We start from the raw sequence: 17,089 nt of genomic DNA on the forward strand, positions 1-17,089 counted from the left end.
CGCGCCGGGGTCAGCGCCCGAAGAGGATGTCCTGCACGTCCTTGAGCGCGGCGTCGACCTCGGCCTCGAAGTAGCCGCCGGGCACCAGGCCGAACCGGAGCGTGTCCAGGTCCTTCGGGTTGACCGGCATCGGGTTGCGGCCCTGCATACCGCCGAGCAGGGTGTCGAAGAACCGGTCGACCTGGTCCGGGTCGTACCCGCTGCCGAACCGGCGCACCTGGAAGCTGCGCCGGATCTGATCGACCCGGTACAGGTCACTGCCGGGCGGGCCGGCCATCGGCGGACCCCCGACCGGCGGGCCGGCAACGGCGGGCGGACCGGCCATCGGCGGGCCACCGATGCCCTGCTGCGGCATCGGGGGCGGGCCGGCCGGACCACGCCGCATGTCGCGCAGGTCCCGCTCGGGCATCCGGATCTCGGCGGTCATGTCGGCGCGACCGTGCCGACCGGCCTCGAAGCCGTCGAAGCGCGGCTCCTCCGGGGGGTAGCCGCCGGGCGAGCGCTGGTCATCGGGAGGGCCGTAGCCACCCGGCATCCGCTGGTCGTCGGGGGGGCCGTAGCCACCGGGCATCCGCTGGTCATCCGGGGGGCCGTAGCCGCCGGGACCGGCGGGCAGGCCGCGCTGCGGGGCACCATGCCCACCCATCGGGCCGCCAGGCCCCATCGGGCCGGGGCCGCCCGGACCGCGTGGCCCGTCGTAACCACCGCGGGGGGCGTCATACCCGCCGGCGAAGGCGCCGGTCGGCTCGTCGTAGCGGCCGTAGCGATCGGCGGGTGGGCCGGCCTGCGCCGGCATCGGCCGGGGCGGCATCGGCTGCGGAACCATGCCCCGGTCGTCGCGCATCGGCGGACCCAGCCGGTCCGGCGGGCCCATCCGGTCACCCATCCGGGGGTCGCCGCCGCGCCCGGCGGCACTGCGCTCCTCCAGCTCGGCCAGCTGCCGCTCGACCCGGTCCAGGTGCAGGTCGACCTGCCACTCGTCGTAGCCGTTGAAGCGGACCCGGAAGACGACGTCGTGGACCTCCTGGGAGGCCACCGGCGCGCCGACCTGTCGGCCGTCGAGCGTCGCCTCGACCCGGTCGAGGAAGGCATCCACCTCGTCGACCTTGTATCCCCGGCGGAGCGCCTTGCGCCGGAAACGCTGACCCTGACTCGCCACTATGTCTCCTGGTCTCGTTCGCCACGCCCGGTCACGCCGGTGCCTCTCCGGCGCGGTCGGTGTCGGTGTCGGTGTCCTCGGCGGCGGCGAGCTGGCCACACGCGCCGTCGATCTCGCGACCTCGGGTGTCCCGTACGGTGGTGGACACCCCGGCGTCGCGCAACCGCCGGACGAACTCCCGCTCAACCGGCTTCGAGCTCGCGTCCCAGCGACTGCCCGGCGTCGGATTGAGCGGGATGAGGTTCACGTGCGCCAACTTGCCGGCCAGCAGCCGCCCGAGCAGGTCGGCTCGCCACGGCTGGTCGTTCACGTCCTTGATCATCGCGTACTCGATCGACACGCGACGGCCCGTCCGGGCGGCGTAGTCCCACGCTGCGTCCAGCACCTCGGCTACCTTCCAGCGCTGGTTTACCGGCACGAGTTCGTCGCGCAGATCATCATCGGGCGCGTGCAACGACAGCGCAAGGGTCACTGAGAGGTCTTCGCTGGCCAGTCGGTGGATGGCCGGAACCAGGCCGACCGTGGAAACGGTGATGTGCCGCTGGGACAGGCCGAGCCCCTCCGGAGCCGGGCTGACCAGGCGACGGATCGCGCCGATCACCCGAGAGTAGTTGGCCAGTGGCTCGCCCATACCCATGAAGACGACGTGCGACAGTCGCGGCGGAGAGCCGGCGACTGCGCCGGAGGCCGCGACCCCCGCCAGGTACACCGCCTGGTCGACGATCTCGGCGGTGGACAAGTTACGGGTCAGCCCGGCCTGGCCGGTGGCGCAGAACGGGCAGGCCATGCCGCAGCCGGCCTGGCTGGAGATACAGACGGTGACCCGGTCCGGGTAGCCCATCAGCACGCTCTCCACCAGCGAGCCGTCGTGCAGCCGCCAGAGCGCCTTGCGGGTCGCGCCATCGTCGCAGGCCAGCTCCCGCACCGGGGTGAGCAGCTTGGGCAGCAACTGGTCGGCCAGCCGCTCCCTGGTCGCCGCCGGCAGGTCGGTCATCGCCTGCGGGTCGCGGACCAGCCGCCCGAAATAGTGGTTGGAGACCTGCTTGGCGCGGAAGGCCGGCTCGCCCAGGCCGGCGACCAGCGCCTGGCGGCCGGCAAGGTCCAGGTCAGCGAGGTGCTGAGGTGGCATCGAGGCTCGGCGTGCGGCGGGGGCGTCCGAGGTGGCGGGGATCAACGGCAGGCTCGTCATGGCTGGTCCAGTGTGTCACGCCATCGGCGACACGTACCTGTCCGGAGGTGTCGAACCGGCCCCGACCGCTGGATCGGGCTGACCGCGCCGACGTGTTCCATGCCTCACTTCACCAACGGCACGAAGATCGCCAGCAACAGGTACGCGGTCGGCACCGCGAAGAGGATCGAGTCCAGTCGGTCCATCAGCCCGCCGTGGCCGGGCAGCAGGTTGCTCATGTCCTTGACCCCGAGGTCGCGCTTGATCATCGACTCGGCGAGGTCGCCGAGGACCGCCGCGCAGGAGACGGCCACCCCGAACACCGCACCCCACCAGAGAGCCACGTCGAACATCAGCCACAACAGCAGGGCACTGCCCAGCGCCGCCGCGGTGACCGAACCGGCGAAGCCCTCCCAGGACTTCTTCGGGCTGATCGACGGCGCCATCGGGTGACGACCGAACGAGACGCCCGCGGCGTAGCCGCCGGTGTCGGAGAGGACCACCGCGATGAGCGTGGCCAGGATGCGCAGCGGGCCGTCGTCCGGTGCCGCCGCCAGCAGCGCCGCGAATCCGGCGAGGAACGACACGTAGACGGCGATCAGGGTGGCCGCGGTGAGATCCCGCTGAAAACCGGCCGGGCCATCGCCCAACCGCCAGATCATGGTGCCCAGGACGGTGACCAGCAGCCCCAGGCTGAGCGCGTCCGGGCCGGCGAACCAGGCCAGACCCACGGTCAACACGCCGCCAGCGATCAGTGGCACCAGCGGCGGGTGCGCGCCGCTGCGCCGGACCGCCCGGGCCATCTCCCAGATACCGACGCCGACGGCTGCGGCGATCACGAACAGGAACGCCAGCGGGTAGAACACCAGCGGCACCACGATCAACGCGCCGAGACCGAGACCCACCCCGATCGCCGCCGGCAGGTTCCGGCCAGCCCGCCCGGTGCCCCCCTGCTGGGTGGCCGGTCGGTCGGCGCTCGCGCGGCGTCGGCCCTTCGACCGCCGGCCGGGCGGAGGCTCCGACTCGGTCGCCGGGTCCTGGTCCGGCCCGAGGTCGTCCCGCACCGGTTCGAGCTGTGCGGTCGGATACCCGGCATCGTCGTCGTACCGGACCGGGCCATCGCGGTCGTCGTGGCGCATCGGGCCGTCGTAACGGTCAGGCCCGTCGTAGCGCTCGGGGGCGTCGTAACGCTCGGGGCCGTCAAAACGGGCCGGGCCGTCGCCGCCAGCGGGCGGTCGGGCGTCGTACTGGCCGACACGGCCCCGCTCGTCGTACCGGTCCGGCTGGTTGCGGTCGTCCTCGTACCGGCCCCGGCCGTCGAAGCGGTCGTGCCGGTCCCGGTCGTCCGGGCGGACCGGCCGGCCGGGCTCGTCGTACGGCTCTGCCGGATACGGGCCGGCGGGGTACGGCTCTGCGGGATACGGGCCGGCGGGGTACGGCTCAGCCGCGTACGGGTCGGCGGGGTACGGGTCGGCCGACGGGCGGGTGCGCGGCTCGGCATACAGCTCAGCGCCGGCAGCCGGACGGCGGCTCCGATGGCCCGGCTCGAACTCCGGCTCGGGCCAGGGCAGGGCCACCGGGTGCTCCGGCCGGTCCCAGCTACGAGGCTCGCTGCTGTAGGGGTCGGGGTGGGACATCACGCACCGCGACGCGGCACGAGTACCACCACATGACGCAAGACCACAAGCATCCCCTACACGCGCGACTTTTGTTCCTCCGGTTGACCGCCCCGACGGTCGGTCGATTCCCGGTGTTCACCGCCCGGTGGCCGGGAATCCTGCCGAGCCTACTGCACCGGCCTCCGGCGCGAGGTGGACGATGGCGCCCCCGCCTCCCCGCCCTGGCAGCGAGCGGGGCGAAGGCGGCGCCGGCCAGGGCCCACCCGGACCGGCGGATCCCTCGCTGACCGGCCGGATCCCTCCCTGACCAGACGGCAAGAGGCCCGTCCCCGAATGGGGTCGGGCCTCACGTCGACTGCACACCCGGCGGATGCCGGGCCGGAGGTCAGACCTCCAGCAGCTCGGTCTCCTTGTGCTTGACCAGGTCGTCGACGCTGGCCGCGTAGCGCTGCGTCAGGTCGTCCAGCTCCTTCTCGGCGCGGCGACCGTCGTCCTCGCCGGCCTCGCCGTCCTTGACGATCCGGTCCAGCTCCTCCTTGCCGCGGCGGCGGACGTTGCGGATCGCCACCTTGGCCTCCTCACCCTTGTGCCGGGCCACCTTGATCATGTCGCGGCGGCGCTCCTCGGTCATCTGCGGGAGCAGGATGCGCAGCTGGGTGCCCTCGTTGTTCGGGTTCACCCCGAGGTCCGAGTCGCGGATCGCCTTCTCCATCGCGTTGATCTGCGAGTTGTCGTACGGCTTGATGATGGCCATCCGCGGCTCGGGGATCGCGATGGACGCCATCTGGGTCAGCGGCGTCGGGGTACCGTAGTAGTCGATAATGATCTTGGAGAACATGGCGGGGTTGGCGCGACCGGTACGGATGGCGCCGAACTCCTCCTTGGCGTGCTCCACCGCACGCTCCATCTTCTCCTCGGCCTCGAGGAGGGTGTCGTCGATCACCGGTCTCCTCGCCTCCTTCTGTGCTCGTCGTGGGCTCTGCTGAAAGTCGCCGGGACCGCTGCTGCCGTCGCCGCGGGCGGGGCCGGGCTCAGGCGGTGATCAGGGTGCCGATCTTGTCGCCACCCACCGCGCGGATGATGGTGTCGTCACCCTGCGCGCCGAAGACCAGCATCGGCAGGCCGTTCTCCATGCAGAGGCTGAACGCGGCCGCGTCGGCCACCCGCAGGTTGCGGCGCAGCGCCTCGGAGAAGGTGATCGAGTCGAGCTTGCGGGCGGTGGGGTCGATCCGGGGGTCGGCCGTGTAGACGCCGTCCACGCCGTTCTTGCTCATCAGCACCACGTCAGCCCGGATCTCCAGCGCCCGCTGAGCGGCAACGGTGTCGGTGGAGAAGTACGGCATCCCGGCGCCGGCGCCGAAGATGACCACCCGGCCCTTCTCCAGGTGCCGGATCGCCCGCAGCGGAATGTACGGCTCGGCGACCTGGGCCATAGTGATGGCACTCTGCACCCGGGTCTCGATGCCTTCCTTCTCCAGGAAGTCCTGCAGGGCGAGGCAGTTCATCACGGTGCCGAGCATGCCCATGTAGTCGGCGCGGGCCCGATCCATCCCGCGCTTCTGCAGCTCCGCGCCGCGGAAGAAGTTGCCGCCGCCGACCACCACGGAGACCTGCACACCGCGGCGGACCACGGTGGCGATCTGCCGGGCGATGGCCTGGACGACGTCCGGGTCGACGCCGATCGCGCCGCCACCAAACACCTCACCGGAGAGCTTCAGCACCACCCGGCGGGCCCGCCCGGGCGGCGGTGCCGTCGGATCGTCCGCCGCCAGCGTCCGGTCACTCACAACCTGCGTCATCCGCCCCGCCCTTCCCCACGCGCACGCCCCGTGCGCCGCGTACAGCGAACCTGCCGCTGCCGACCTTATGTGACGAGGAGGCCGCGGTGCCTGTCACGTACACCGGCGGCCTCCTCGTCGACGTTTCCTGCCCACGGGCGCCTGCGGCGCCCGGTGGCGGCTCAGGCCTGGCCGACCTCGAACCGCACGAAGCGGGTGACCTCGATGCCGGCCTCGGCCAGCACCTGCTTCACCGACTTCTTGTTGTCAGTGACCGACGACTGCTCGACCAGGACGTAGTCCTTGAAGAAGGCGTTCACCCGGCCATCGACGATCTTCGGCAGCGCCGCCGCGGGCTTGTTCTCCTCGATGGCGGTCTGCTCGGCGATGCGCCGCTCGGACTCGACGACCTCGGCCGGCACCTCGTCACGGGTGAGGTACTTCGGCCGCATCGCGGCGATCTGCATCGCGACGCCACGAGCGTCGGCGTCGCCGGCCTCGTCCGCCTTGCCGGAGTACTGCACCAGCACGCCGACCGCCGGGGGCAGGTCCTGGGCCTTGCGGTGCAGGTAGACGGCCGTGGTGCCGTCCAGCTTGGCGAAGCGGTTGAGCACCAGCTTCTCGCCGATCTTGACGGACTGCTCCTGGATCAGGTCAGCGACCGGCTTGCCGTTCAGCTCGCTGGCCAGCAGCTCCTCGGCGCTGTTCACGCCGGAGCGCTCGCCGTGCTCGACCAACTGCTGGGCCAGGGCGATGAACGAGTCGGTCTTGGCCACGAAGTCGGTCTCGCAGTTGAGCTCGAGCAGCGCCTGGCCGGAGTGGGCCACCAGGCCGTTGGCGGCCGTCCGGCCGGCCCGCTTGCCGACGTCCTTGGCGCCCTTGACGCGCAGGATCTCGGTTGCCTTGTCGAAGTCGCCCTCGGCCTCGGTCAGCGCCTTCTTGCTGTCCATCATGCCGGCGCCGGTGAGGTCGCGGAGCTTCTTGACGTCCGCGGCGGTGAATTGGGACATGGCTCTCTCTTCGGTGTTGAGACGGCGTGTGGATGGTCAGAGGTGCCGGTTACCCGGATCCGGGCCGATCGTGCCCGGCATACCGCCGCTGCCCCGCCGTACGAAAAAACGGACGGCGGGGCAGCGACGGGGCGGTCACTCCGCGGTGGCGGTCGCCGGCTGCTCGGTGGCGGCCTGCGCCGGCTGCTCCGGGGCGGCGGTCGGCTGCTCGGTGGCGGCCTGCGCCGGCTGCTCGGCCGGGGCGGCCGACTCGTCGGCCTTCTTCGGCTCCTCGAGCAGCTCGCGCTCCCACTCGGTCAGCGGCTCGTCGCTCGCGACACCCGGCTCGGGCTTCTCGTCGGTGCCCCGACGGCGGCCGGAACGCGCGATCAGACCGTCCGCGACGGCGGCGGCGACGACCTTGGTCAGCAGCTCGGCCGAGCGGATCGCGTCGTCGTTACCCGGGATCGGGAAGTCGACCTCGTCCGGGTCGCAGTTGGTGTCGAGCACCGCGATCACCGGGATGCCCAGCTTGCGGGCCTCGTCGACGGCGATGTGCTCCTTCTTGGTGTCGACGATCCAGACCGCGGCCGGCAGCTTCTGCATGTCCCGCAGACCACCCAGCGTGCGGGTGAGCTTGATCTTCTCGCGGGAGAGCTGCAGCGTCTCCTTCTTGGTGTACCCGGCGGCCGTGCCGCTCAGGTCACCCAGACCCTCCAGCTCCTTCATCCGCTGGAGCCGCTTGTACACCGTCTGGAAGTTGGTCAGCATGCCACCGAGCCAGCGGTGGTTGACGAACGGCTGGCCGACCCGGGTCGCCTGCTCGGCGATAGCCTCCTGGGCCTGCTTCTTGGTGCCGACGAACAGGATGCTGCCGCCCTCGGCGACGGTGCCACGGACGAACTCGTACGCCTTCTCGATGTAGTCGAGGGTCTGGCGCAGGTCGATGATGTAGATGCCGTTGCGCTCCGTCATGATGAAGCGCTTCATCTTCGGGTTCCAGCGCCGGGTCTGGTGCCCGAAGTGGACACCGCTCTCCAGCAGCTGGCGCATGGTCACGACGGCCATGGTGGGGTACTCCTCAAGATCCCTGGTTGTCACGCCCGGCCGGTGGCCGGGCGTCCTGGCGCCTGGTCGCCGGCCATGGTGCTCCCGACAAGATCGGGACCAGGGAGGCCGTCGCTCCACGACGATTCGTGGAGAGGGCGCGCGAGGTCGACCGCGCAAGGCGGTCGCCAGTTGGCAGTGTACGCCCCTCACCCGTCCGACCGCCCCGGGGTGCGCGCCGCCCCACTCTGGCCGCACGGCCCCCGCCGGCCCCGTCCGCCCGCCGCGCTGCATGATCCGCACTACTTCCAGGAAAGAGTGGCCTCCGCGTCCCCCGAGGCCACTCTTTCCAGGATGTTGCGCGGATCATGCAGTTTCGGCTTGGCGTGGCCGGGCCGCGGCCCGGTCCGACGCGGCCCCCGGCCCGGCCCAACACGGCACGGCCCGGCCCAACACGGCCCGGCCCGGTCCGACGCGGCGCGGGCGCGGCCACTCCCGAGCGGTGCGGCCCGCCCGGGAGTGGCCGCGGCGGGTCAGCCGGCGGCGAGCGCGGCGGCGACGAAGAGCACCAGGCCGGCAATCAGGTAGGCCGCCGGTGGGCGCAGCCAGCCCCGGCCGTCGGAGAGTGCCAGACCGCCGGTTCGTAGCCCATACAGCCCGGTCGCGAGGATCGGCAGACCGGCGACCAGGGCGATGCCCGTCACCACGTTCCCGGCCGACAGCGGATCACCGGTCACACCGGCCAGTAGCACCCGCAGCGCCGGGACCTCGAAGATCAGCACCAGCAGGGTGAAGAGCGCAGCCAGTGCCGGGCGGCGGGTCCGGTAGACGCCGTCGGCGACCGGCGGGTACGCCGGCGGCTCCCCCGCGGGCAGATCGCCGCCCCGGGGGCCGACCGGGGCCATCGGACCGGTCGGCATCTCCAGCGGATGCGGCTGATCGCCGCTCCGGGCCGGTTCGACGATCGGGTACCCGCCGAGCGGGGCCGGACGAGTCTGGTCGGCGAGCAGACCGGCCGCCGGGTCGCCGACGGGTGCCGCCTCGCGGGCGCCGGTCGGCGGCGTCGACTCCCGGCCGGCGACCAGCGGCGAGCCCGCCGACGCCGCGTCCCGGGCAGCCCGCCGCCCGGGTAGCTCACCGGAGACCTCCGACGGGTCACGCTCTGCCCGCCGTGAACGGGTCGCCCGGTAACCGTCGGCCTCCGGCCGGCCGTCACTCAACGGGTCGACCACGCCGAACCGTCCCGACTCAGGCTCCGACGTACCGAAGCGGCCAGCCTGAGCGTCGACGGCGCCGAAGCGGCCAGAGTCCGGCTCTGGCGTACCGAAGCGACCGGTGTCCACCGCGCCGAAGCGGCCGGAGTCGGGCTCTGGCGTACCGAAGCGACCGGTGTCCACCGCGCCGAAGCGGCCGGAGTCGGGCTCGCCGAGCCGGTCGGGCACCGCCGCGAACCGGCCCGAGGTGCTCTCGGGCGGCGTCAGGTCGGTCCCGGTCGAGCCGACCCGAGCCGACTCCCGGCGCCGACCCGCACCGGTGTCCTCGCCGTAGCGCCCCTCGTCGGCACCGCGCTGCTCGGGAACCTCGTCGTCCCGGTACCGCGGTTCGCCCGCGCCACGCCACTCCGACTCGCCGTAGCCGCGACCCCGCTCGTCGGGATTCCAGCGAGACTCCTGATCTTCCGGAAAGCTCCGTCGTCCGTCCACGTCCGGCACCGTATGCGACCAGCCGCGACCGCGCCATTTCAGCCCCGCCCGCCGCCACCGCTGCTGACCCCTCCACGCGTGCGGCGACGCGGTGCGGGCAGGTCACGCAAGGTGGGTGGTGACGCGGCGGCTCAGCGGTCCGGCCGCCAGAGCAGGTCCACATCGGCGAGGAACGCCAGACGCTGATCCCGCGTTCCCACGTGCGCCTAGCACAGGGCGGGCTTGATCGTCCGGTTGTCCACATGACGCCCGTCATCCACAGCCGTCCACCGGAAGGGTCGCGGTGTGTGTGCCTCGGGGGGCACCGTGCCGGCCATGACGAAGCGGAACCAGGCGGTCGGCGCGTACGGCGAGCGCTGTGCCACCCGGCACCTGATCGGCGCGGGACTACGGCCAATCGCCCGGAACTGGCGCTGCCCGGACGGGGAGATCGACATCATCGCCTGGGACGGGCCGGTGCTCGCCTTCTGCGAGGTGAAGACCCGCCGGGGCGACGGTTTCGGCACCCCGGCCGAGGCGGTTGTGCCGGCCAAGGCCCGCCGCCTGCGCGGGCTCGCCGCGCGCTGGCTGGCCGAGACCGGGACGACCGCTGACGAGGTGCGGTTCGACGTGCTCTCGGTGCGGCTGCCCGACGCCGGTCCGGCCCTCGTCGACCACTTGAAGGGCGCCTTCTGAGATGCAGGCTGCGGGAGAGCGGGTCGGCGGTGACGCGCCGTGAGCTATGCGAAGGTGCTCTGTGTGGGGCTGGTCGGGGTCACCGGTCACCTGGTGGAGGTGGAGGCCGACCTGGCGGCCGGCCTGCCGGCGGTGGTGATCTCCGGGCTGCCGGACACCGCCCTGCACGAGGCCCGGGACCGGGTCCGCGCCGCCGTGGTCAACTCCGGCCAGCGCTGGCCGAACCGGCGCATCACCCTGAACCTGCTGCCGGCGACGCTGCCGAAGTTCGGCTCGGCGTTCGACCTGGCCATCGCCGCCGCGCTGCTGGGCGGCTCGGGTGAGTTGCCGCTGCTCCCCCTGGAGGGCGTGGTGGTCCTCGGCGAGCTGGGCCTGGACGGGACGGTCCGGCCGGTGCGCGGCGTGCTGCCGATGGTCGCCGCCGCCGCACGGGAGGGCATCGGGCGGGTGATCGTCCCGGCCGGCAACGCCGCCGAGGCGGCGGTCATCCCGGGGGTACGGGTACGAGCGGTGGACAACCTGCACCGCCTGGTCGCCTTCGTCCGGGACGGCAGCCCGTTGATCGAACCCCCAGCGGACATTCCGGAGCCGGCCACCGGTGGTCCGGACCTGGCCGACGTCGCCGGGCAGGAGATGGGCCGGCGTGCACTGGAGGTCGCCGCCGCTGGCGGGCACCACGTGGCGCTGCTCGGCCCACCGGGTGCCGGCAAGACGATGCTCGCCGAACGGCTGCCGTCGATCCTGCCCGAGCTGGACGACGACGCGGCGCTGGAGGTCACCGCGCTGCACTCGGTCGCCGGGCTGCTGCCACCGGGCGGCCGGCTGCTGCGCCGCCCGCCGCTCCAGGCACCGCACCACACCGCGACCGTGCCGTCGCTGGTCGGTGGCGGTTCGGGGCTGGCCCGGCCCGGCGCGGTGTCACTGGCCCACCGCGGGGTGCTCTTTCTGGACGAGGCGCCGGAGTTCAGCAAGGGCGCGCTGGAGGCGCTGCGCCAGCCGCTGGAGCACGGCCGCGTCCAACTGGCCCGCAGCGGGGGCGGCACCGTGTATCCGGCCCGGACCCAGCTGGTTCTGGCCGCCAATCCCTGTCCGTGCGCGAAGCCGGCCGGCGACGCGCACTGCGAGTGCACGCCGCTGGTCCGCCGCCGCTACCTGGGCCGGCTGTCCGGGCCGCTGCTCGACCGGATCGACGTCCAGGTGCGGCTGATGCCGGTACGGGCAGCGGAGCTGATGGCGTCCGAGAGCGACGCCGAGTCCTCGGCCACGGTCGCCGCGCGGGTTTCGGTGGCCCGGCAGGCGGCGGCCACTCGCTGGGCTGGCCTCGGGCGACGGCTCAACGCCGAGGTGGACGGCCCGCACCTGCGCCGACCGCCGTGGCGGCTGCCCGCCCGGGACACCGCCGAGCTGCGCGGCCGTCTCGACTCCGGCTCGCTGTCCGCACGCGGCTTCGACCGGGTGATCCGGATGGCCTGGACGATCGCCGACCTGGACGGCCGCGACCGGCCGGACCGGGAGGACGTCCGGGAGGCGATCCAACTACGGACAGGGGAGGCGACGTGAGCACCGACGAGGAACGCAGGCTGGCCCGGGTCGCACTGACCTGGCTGGCCGAGCCGGGCACCCGCGCGGTGCACCGGCTGGTCGAGCGGCTGGGCCCGGTGGCAACGCTGGATCTGCTGCTCGACGGTGGCAGCCCGGACGGCTGGCTGCACACCACCGTGGCCGCCCGCTCGGCTGCCGGCGACGCTCGGGCGGTGGCGGCCGAGGCGCTGGACCGGGCGGACCGGCTCGGCGCCCGGCTGGTCACCCCGGACGACGAGGAGTGGCCAGTCCGGGTGGCCGGCCTGACCACCCTGCAACTGCCGGACACCACCAGGCGGGTGGACGGCGAGACCGCCCCGCCGCTCTGCTTCTGGGTACGCGGGAGCTGGCCGCTGGGCGAGGCGCTGGAACGCTCGGTGGCCGTCGTCGGGGCGCGGGCGGCCACCGGCTACGGCCAGCATGTCGCCACCGAGTTGGGGTACGGGCTGGCCGAGCGGGACTGGACCGTCGTCTCCGGTGGCGCGTTCGGCATCGACGCGGCCGCCCATCGGGGCGCCCTCAACGCCAGCGGGCTGACGGTCGCGGTGCTGGCGTGCGGGCTTGACCGGCCGTACCCGGTGGGCAACACCGCTCTCTTCGACCGGATCGCCGACACCGGGCTGCTGGTCAGCGAGTGGCCGCCCGGTGCCGAGCCGCTGCGGCCCCGGTTCCTGATCCGCAACCGGGTGATCGCCGGCGGCACTCTCGGCACCGTCGTGGTGGAGGCGTCAGCGCGCAGCGGCGCGACGCAGACCGCCCGGCGGGCCATCTACACCGGCCGGGCGGCCATGGTGGTGCCCGGGCCGGTGACCTCGGCGATGTCCGTCGGCGCGCACGAACTGCTCCGCGAGTTTCCCAAGGCCCGGCTGGTCACCGGGGTGGGGCACGTGCTCGAGGAGGTGGGCCGGATCGGCGCGGACCTGGCCCCGGTGGCGCGAGGCCCGCAGCGGCCGGCCGACGGGCTTGACGACGATGCCCGATCGCTGCTGGAGGCGCTCCCCCGCCGAGGCGCATTGGGCGTGGACAGGCTCGCCGCCCGAGCCGGGGTCGGGGTGCGAATCGCGCTGCGCAAGCTGTCCCTCCTGGAGGAACTGTCGCTGGTCGTCCGCCGCGAGGACGGCTACGCCCTCGCCCCGCCCACTCGACCCAAGCGCGGGACGCCGGCACCGGAGACGCCGACGGCAGCAGCGCACGGAACGCCGACCACAGGGGCGGTGAACACACCGGCGGTGACCACAGTGGCGCGGCCGGCGGTGGACGACGCTCGGCCGTAGGCTGGTGCCGTGCCAGCTGTCAGCGGGGATGCGCGGGCCGATCGCCCGGCCCGCACCGCGACGCCGCCGGCCGGGCCGCGATGAGCCGGCCTGCCCGGGGCACCCGGGCCGTGCACCAGGAGTTGCCGCCTGCGCTGCGCGATGCGGTCGACGACTTCGCCGAGCACCTGTCCAGGGTCCGCAACCGGTCGGCGCACACCGTCCGCGCGTACGTCACCGACCTGGTCTCACTGCTCGACCATGCCGTCCGGATGGGCTGCGTCGACCTGGCCGAACTGGACCTGTCCGTGCTGCGAAGCTGGCTGGCCCGACAGCGGACCACCGGTGCCGCCCGTACCTCGCTGGCCCGGCGGGCCGCGTCGGCGAGGGCGTTCAGCGCGTGGGCGCACCGGGCAGGGCTGCTCCCCGCCGACGTGGGCGCCACGCTGGCCAGCCCTCGCGCGCACCGGGAGCTGCCCTCGGTCCTGCGCGCCGACCAGGCCGCCGCCCTGGTCGAGGCACCGACCCGGCTGCCACCCGTCCCCACATCAACGCTGAAAACACCGGCCGGCCCGGCACCGGCGGGGCAGACGCCCGGCCGGGCAACGCCGGGCGGGCCGACACCGAGCAGGGCCACGCAAAACAGCGCAACGCCGGGCGGGCCGACACCGGACGGGACAACGCCGGATGCGACGCCTGGCACGGCAGAAGGTGCGGCGGCCGAGGCGGTCCCGTTGCGCGACCGGCTGCTGCTGGAACTGCTCTACGCCACCGGGGTGCGGATCAGCGAGGCCTGCGGGTTGGACGTCGGAGACGTCGACCACGGCCGCCGAGTGATCCGGGTGTTCGGCAAGGGCGGGCGGGAGCGCTCGGTGCCGTACGGGGTGCCGGCACAGCGGGCGCTGGATGACTGGCTGCGTCGGGCGCGCCCGATTCTGGCCGGCGCCCGCTCGGGTGACGCGCTGCTGCTCGGCGCCCGGGGCGGCCGGCTCAACCCGACCACCGCGCGGCAGATCGTCGGCGGGTACGCCGAGGCCACCGGCCTGCCCCGGACCAGCCCGCACGGGCTGCGCCACTCCGCCGCCACCCATCTCCTGGAGGGCGGCGCGGACCTGCGCGCCGTGCAGGAGCTGCTCGGCCACTCGTCGCTGGCCAGCACACAGATCTACACGCACGTCTCGGTGGAGCGGCTACGCGCTGCCTACCGCCAGGCCCACCCCCGCGCCTGACCCCGGCGGCCGGCTCCGCATTGACGCAGCCCAGCAGATGCAACAGCGAACGCCACCAGCGGCCGCAGCCAGCGACGAGCAGCCAACCGAGCCACGGCGGATCGGCGCCGGCCCTGCCCGGTTGGCGAACCGCTCGGTGATGATCGACCGGCGGTTACGCTCATCGGGTGAGCGTCCCGCAACCCCCCGAGCCGATCCCGGGCGCCCGCCTGCTGTTCGCCCTCGACCCGGCGGTCAGCCATCTCAACCACGGCTCGTTCGGGGCGGTGCCGATCGGCGTGCAGCGCGCCCAGCAGCGCCTGCGCGACGAGATGGAGAGCAACCCGCTGCGCTTCTTCACCCAGGGGCTGGTCGATCGGATCGCGCACACCCGCCGGCACCTCGCCGGGTTCCTGGGTGCCGACCCGGATGGCAGCGCCCTGGTCGGCAACACCACCACCGGTGTCGCCGTGGTGCTCCAGTCGCTGGGCCTGCAACCCGGTGACGAGGTGCTCAGCACCGACCACGGGTACGGGGCGGTGAGCCTGGCCATCCAGCGGGAGTGCCGCCGGACGGACGCGGTCAGCCGGGTCCTGCCGGTCCCGCTGGCCGCCACCGACGAGCAGGTGGTGCAGACCATCCGTGCCGGCCTGCGCCCAGGGCGGACCCGGCTGCTCGTCGTCGATCAGCTCACCTCGGCCACCGCCAAGCTCTTCCCGACCGCCGCCATCGTCGGGGTGGCCCGTGAACACGGCGTGCCGGTGCTGGTGGACGCCGCGCACGCGCCGGGCATGCTGCCGACCCCGGTGAGCAGCATCGGTGCCGACTTCTGGGCGGGCAACCTGCACAAGTGGGGGTACGCCCCACGCGGGACCGCCCTGCTAGCGGTGGCCGAGACGTGGCGGGACCGGATCGAGCCGCTGGTGGTCTCCTGGGAGCAGGACTCCGGCTTCCCGGCCCGGATCGAGTGGCAGGGCACCCTCGACTACACCTCCTGGCTGGCAGCCCCGGCGGGCCTGTTCACGTTGCGCAGTCTCGGCGTCGACCGGGTGCGGGCGCACAACGCCGCGCTCGCCGCGTACGGCCAGCGGGTGGTGGGCGACGCGCTGGGGGTGTCCCCCGCCCACCTGCCCGACCCGGGCGGACCGGGGGTTGCTCTGCGTCTCATTCCGCTGCCAGCTGGCACGGCTACCACCATCGACGCTGCGCGGGCGCTGCAGACGCGGATCGGCGAGCGGCTGGCTGCCGAGGTGGCGGTGACGAACTGGAACGGGCGGGGGTGGCTGCGGCTCGCCGGTCAGGTCTACAACACCGCCGACGAGTACGAACGGTTGGCAGTGCGGCTGCCGGCGCTGCTCGCCCAGCGCTGACCCCTCCGAGAGGGAGCAGTCGGACCGGTCCGAGGCCGAGCAGGGCCAGCGGGTCGAGGTATTCCGTACCTCGGCGCAGCCCCCAGTGCAGGCAGACCACGGCCGGGCAGCCCGGATGCCCGGGCAGCAGGTCGCCCAGTGGCGCACCGGCGGTGACCGGCTGGCCGGGGCGTACCGCCGGGCGCACCGGCTCGTGGGTGGTCCGCAGCCCGCCGGCGTGCCCGACGGTGACCACCGGTCGACCGGCCACCGGGCCCGCGAAGAGCACGGTGCCCGGCCCGGCGCTGCGGACCACCGCTCCCGGCGGGGCGGCCAGGTCCACCCCCCGGTGCCCGGCCAGCCACGGCCGGGGCGGCGGGTCGAACCGGCGCACTGGGCGGGGCGGCCCGTCGACCGGCCAACGGAACCGCCCCGGCCCGGCCTCGGCCGGGACGGACGCCACCACCGCGACCGGCACGACCGGTGCCGGTGGACGACCGGGCACAGCCGCGACCAGCAGCGCGAGGCAGCAGAGCTGGATGGTGAGCGCGAGTGGAAAGGCGGCGCAGAACAGCACGGTGCGGCGGATCGAGCCGGTACGCGGGGCGGGTGGCGGTCGCATGACGGCAGCCTCCGACGGGCCCCGGTCGCCCACCACCCCGGGCGGCCGAGCTGTGGATGACCGGCGGTGCTGTGGACGACCACCCGAAGCCGTCGACGATCTGCTATGTCAGAGCCGCCCGAGGCTCCATAGGCTGGGCGGATGAACCGGGACTGGCTCGCCTGGCACAGCGACTACGACCAGCCGGGTTCGGCGCTGGCCGCCCGGCTGGCCGAGGTGCGGGGTCAGGTCCGGGCTGCCCTGGACCGGGCGCCGGCCGGGCCGCTGCGGGTGGTCAGCGCCTGCGCTGGCCAGGGTCGGGACCTCATCCCGGTCCTCGCCGTGCACCCCCGCCGCGACGACGTGACCGCCCGCCTGGTCGAGCTGGACCCGCGCAACGCCGCAGTGGCCGTGGACGCCGCCGAGGCGGCCGGTCTCCCGGCGTGCAGGTGGTGGTCGGCGACGCGGCGGTGACCGACGCGTACGCCGATCTGGCCCCGGCCGACCTGGTGCTGCTCTGCGGGGTGTTCGGCAACGTCTCGGACGCCGACGTCCGGGCCACCATCGGACACAGCGCCGCGCTCTGCGCGAGTGGCGGCACGGTGATCTGGACTCGGCATCGGCGTGAGCCCGATCTGGTGCCCACCATCTGTGACTGGTTCGCGCAGGAGGGGTTCGCCCCGGTCGCGGTCGGTACCCCGGCGGACGGGGTCGGTGTCGGCGTGCACCGCCAGCTCGGCTGTCCCCGGCCGCTGCCGTCCGGGGTGACGATGTTCCACTTCCTCCCCCGCTGACCCTGCCCGACCACGCCGCCGACCCGCCAATCTGCCGCTCCCGTCGCGCGACCGGCCGGCCCTGCTGCCGGCAACTCCCTCCGCTCCGGGAGGCCGCGCACGGGGCAGTGCTGGGACCTTCGCGGAGGGCCTAGGCTGGGCCGCGAGCGCGGCGCAGCGCCGCCG

Annotated in this window: 15 protein-coding genes and 1 pseudogene; 7 read left to right on the forward strand and 9 right to left on the reverse strand. The window is 73.7% G+C overall.

From position 1 onward, the window contains the following. Nucleotides 1-10: 10 nt before the first annotated feature. The 8 genes from OG990_RS22360 to OG990_RS22395 form a co-directional block, all read right to left on the reverse strand. Nucleotides 11-1,159, reverse strand: coding sequence for a DivIVA domain-containing protein (locus OG990_RS22360; RefSeq protein WP_328424556.1), 1,149 nt, complete (start codon nt 1,157-1,159; stop codon nt 11-13). A gap of 31 nt (nt 1,160-1,190) precedes the next feature. Further along, nucleotides 1,191-2,348: a 23S rRNA (adenine(2503)-C(2))-methyltransferase RlmN gene (rlmN, locus tag OG990_RS22365; RefSeq protein ID WP_328424554.1), complete on the reverse strand. Its 1,158-nt coding sequence runs from the start codon at nt 2,346-2,348 to the stop codon at nt 1,191-1,193. A gap of 104 nt (nt 2,349-2,452) precedes the next feature. Next, nucleotides 2,453-3,964 carry a phosphatidate cytidylyltransferase gene (locus OG990_RS22370; protein WP_406077045.1) on the reverse strand — a complete coding sequence of 504 codons (1,512 nt, stop codon included), beginning with the start codon at nt 3,962-3,964 and terminating at the stop codon, nt 2,453-2,455. 367 nt (nt 3,965-4,331) lie between these two features. After that, nucleotides 4,332-4,889, reverse strand: coding sequence for a ribosome recycling factor (gene frr / locus OG990_RS22375; RefSeq protein WP_328424550.1), 558 nt, complete (start codon nt 4,887-4,889; stop codon nt 4,332-4,334). 88 nt (nt 4,890-4,977) lie between these two features. Then, on the reverse strand, nt 4,978-5,745 hold the full coding sequence (gene pyrH, locus OG990_RS22380; RefSeq protein WP_386989763.1) for a UMP kinase: 768 nt from the start codon (nt 5,743-5,745) through the stop codon (nt 4,978-4,980). A 161-nt stretch (nt 5,746-5,906) separates the two neighbouring features. Continuing rightward, complete coding sequence (gene tsf, locus OG990_RS22385) at nt 5,907-6,734, reverse strand: translation elongation factor Ts (protein WP_406077046.1); 828 nt, start codon at nt 6,732-6,734, stop codon at nt 5,907-5,909. Nucleotides 6,735-6,869: 135 nt separating this feature from the next. Next, a complete protein-coding gene (rpsB, locus tag OG990_RS22390; RefSeq protein WP_328424544.1) occupies nt 6,870-7,781 on the reverse strand; it encodes a 30S ribosomal protein S2 in 912 nt (303 codons plus the stop codon). A gap of 512 nt (nt 7,782-8,293) precedes the next feature. Further along, nucleotides 8,294-9,463, reverse strand: coding sequence for a hypothetical protein (locus tag OG990_RS22395; protein WP_406077047.1), 1,170 nt, complete (start codon nt 9,461-9,463; stop codon nt 8,294-8,296). Nucleotides 9,464-9,778: 315 nt separating this feature from the next. Here OG990_RS22395 and OG990_RS22400 point away from each other — a divergent pair, with 315 nt between their 5' ends. The 5 genes from OG990_RS22400 (at nt 9,779) to OG990_RS22420 (ending at nt 15,550) form a co-directional block, all read left to right on the forward strand. After that, nucleotides 9,779-10,138: a YraN family protein gene (locus OG990_RS22400; RefSeq protein WP_406077048.1), complete on the forward strand. Its 360-nt coding sequence runs from the start codon at nt 9,779-9,781 to the stop codon at nt 10,136-10,138. 39 nt (nt 10,139-10,177) lie between these two features. Next, on the forward strand, nt 10,178-11,698 hold the full coding sequence (locus OG990_RS22405; protein WP_406077049.1) for a YifB family Mg chelatase-like AAA ATPase: 1,521 nt from the start codon (nt 10,178-10,180) through the stop codon (nt 11,696-11,698). Then, complete coding sequence (locus OG990_RS22410; RefSeq protein ID WP_406081848.1) at nt 11,608-12,993, forward strand: DNA-processing protein DprA; 1,386 nt, start codon at nt 11,608-11,610, stop codon at nt 12,991-12,993. Before OG990_RS22405 ends, OG990_RS22410 begins: the two co-directional genes overlap by 91 nt. 80 nt (nt 12,994-13,073) lie before the next feature. Further along, on the forward strand, nt 13,074-14,201 hold the full coding sequence (locus OG990_RS22415) for a tyrosine-type recombinase/integrase (RefSeq protein ID WP_406077050.1): 1,128 nt from the start codon (nt 13,074-13,076) through the stop codon (nt 14,199-14,201). A gap of 167 nt (nt 14,202-14,368) precedes the next feature. Then, nucleotides 14,369-15,550, forward strand: coding sequence for an aminotransferase class V-fold PLP-dependent enzyme (locus tag OG990_RS22420; RefSeq protein ID WP_406077051.1), 1,182 nt, complete (start codon nt 14,369-14,371; stop codon nt 15,548-15,550). Nucleotide 15,551: 1 nt separating this feature from the next. Here OG990_RS22420 and OG990_RS22425 read toward each other — a convergent pair. Then, nucleotides 15,552-16,151: pseudogene (locus OG990_RS22425) on the reverse strand (murein hydrolase activator EnvC family protein); the annotation flags it as partial. Nucleotides 16,152-16,292: 141 nt separating this feature from the next. On the opposite strand from OG990_RS22425, the gene OG990_RS22430 reads away from it, so the two are divergent. After that, nucleotides 16,293-16,604 carry a hypothetical protein gene (locus OG990_RS22430; protein WP_406077052.1) on the forward strand — a complete coding sequence of 104 codons (312 nt, stop codon included), beginning with the start codon at nt 16,293-16,295 and terminating at the stop codon, nt 16,602-16,604. Continuing rightward, nucleotides 16,574-16,924: a hypothetical protein gene (locus OG990_RS22435; RefSeq protein WP_406077053.1), complete on the forward strand. Its 351-nt coding sequence runs from the start codon at nt 16,574-16,576 to the stop codon at nt 16,922-16,924. Before OG990_RS22430 ends, OG990_RS22435 begins: the two co-directional genes overlap by 31 nt. Nucleotides 16,925-17,089 lie beyond the last annotated feature (165 nt).

Origin of the sequence: Micromonospora sp. NBC_00858 (genome assembly GCF_045207365.1) — a bacterium.
In the GTDB taxonomy this organism is placed as follows: Bacteria; Actinomycetota; Actinomycetes; order Mycobacteriales; family Micromonosporaceae; genus Micromonospora.

Coding starts and splice junctions, on each gene's coding strand:
- rlmN (WP_328424554.1), bottom strand. CDS start 2,348: ATGACGAGCCTGCCGTTGATCCCCGCCACCTCGGACGCCCCCGCCGCA.
- OG990_RS22370 (WP_406077045.1), bottom strand. CDS start 3,964: ATGTCCCACCCCGACCCCTACAGCAGCGAGCCTCGTAGCTGGGACCGG.
- pyrH (WP_386989763.1), bottom strand. CDS start 5,745: ATGACGCAGGTTGTGAGTGACCGGACGCTGGCGGCGGACGATCCGACG.
- tsf (WP_406077046.1), bottom strand. CDS start 6,734: ATGTCCCAATTCACCGCCGCGGACGTCAAGAAGCTCCGCGACCTCACC.
- rpsB (WP_328424544.1), bottom strand. CDS start 7,781: ATGGCCGTCGTGACCATGCGCCAGCTGCTGGAGAGCGGTGTCCACTTC.
- OG990_RS22400 (WP_406077048.1), top strand. CDS start 9,779: ATGACGAAGCGGAACCAGGCGGTCGGCGCGTACGGCGAGCGCTGTGCC.
- OG990_RS22415 (WP_406077050.1), top strand. CDS start 13,074: ATGAGCCGGCCTGCCCGGGGCACCCGGGCCGTGCACCAGGAGTTGCCG.
- OG990_RS22430 (WP_406077052.1), top strand. CDS start 16,293: ATGAACCGGGACTGGCTCGCCTGGCACAGCGACTACGACCAGCCGGGT.